General features: G+C 72.9%; 2 protein-coding genes. Both read left to right on the top strand.

The features are described from left to right. Positions 1–589 (top strand): FecR family protein (locus AC27VN_RS42275; protein ID WP_490880637.1); only part of this gene is annotated, 589 nt, incomplete at its 5' end. Between the two features lie 123 nt (positions 590–712). Next, positions 713–1,024: hypothetical protein (locus AC27VN_RS42270; RefSeq protein WP_490880636.1), on the top strand; the 312-nt coding region annotated here is incomplete at its 3' end.

Genomic DNA, 1,024 nt, shown 5'->3' with positions numbered 1-1,024 from the left:
GCGCACGCTGGCGCTGGCCTCGCGCGTGCAGGTGACGCTCAACACCCAGACCCGGATCCGCCGCGAGCGCGCGGCCGGCCAGCTCACGGGCATCGACTTGCTGTCGGGCGAGGCCGCGATCGACCTGCTGGCCGAGGGCGGCCCGTTCGGCGTGGTGGCCGGCGCCGGGCGCAGCCTCGCGCACGCGGGCCGCTTCGAGGTGCGGCACCTCGACGGCAAGGTCTGCGTGACCTGCATCGAGGGCGCGCTGCGCATCGAGCATCCGGCTGGTGTGCGCGCGCTGCAGGCCGGCCAGCAGGCGGTGTACGACGCGCAGTCGCTCAGCGGCATCGCGCGCGTCGCGCTCGAGAACGTGTCGGCCTGGCGGCGCGGCGAGCTGGTGTTCGACCAGACGCGGCTGGCCGAGGTGCTGGCCGAGATCAACCGCTACCGCGCGGGCCGCGTGCTGCTGGTGAACGGTGTCGCGGGCGAGAAGCGGGTCAGCGGCCGCTTCCGGCTGGCTTCGCTCGATTCGGCGCTGGCGCAGCTCGAGCACACCTTCGGGCTGCGTGCGCGATCGCTGCCCGGCGGGCTGCTGCTCTTGAGCTGAAGCGGCGGCTCAAAAAAAGTTGGGGGTTTGCGCACGGCCCGTTCGTCTTAGCGCACCGGAAATTCAGCGCACCGCCCACGGCGCGCGAACTCCACGACCTTCACTTTCGGGCAAGCACTTCTCATGAGCACACGCGGATCCCTGGGCACCCCCCACCCATCGACCAACCAGCCGGCCCGGCGGCGCTTCCGCATGGCGCCGATCGCGCGCGCCATCGCCGTGACGCTGGTCGCCAACGGCGCGCTCGTCGACGCGCAGGCGCAGCGTGCCTTCAGCGGCGCCTGGTTCGCCAACAAGACCACGGTGCAGGGCGCGGCCGCGGCCACGGGCCGCCTGCCCAACGGCATGCCCGCGTCGATGCTGACGAACCCCGGCGGGCAGCAGCGTGCCAGCGACGAACTGCGGCGCTCGATCGGCAACCTCGACATGGCGGCG

Source organism: Variovorax sp. 20P10.2.4, assembly GCF_058244205.1.
Note: the sequence above shows the minus strand (reverse complement) of the source record. Positions and strands in the feature narration are given on the sequence as shown.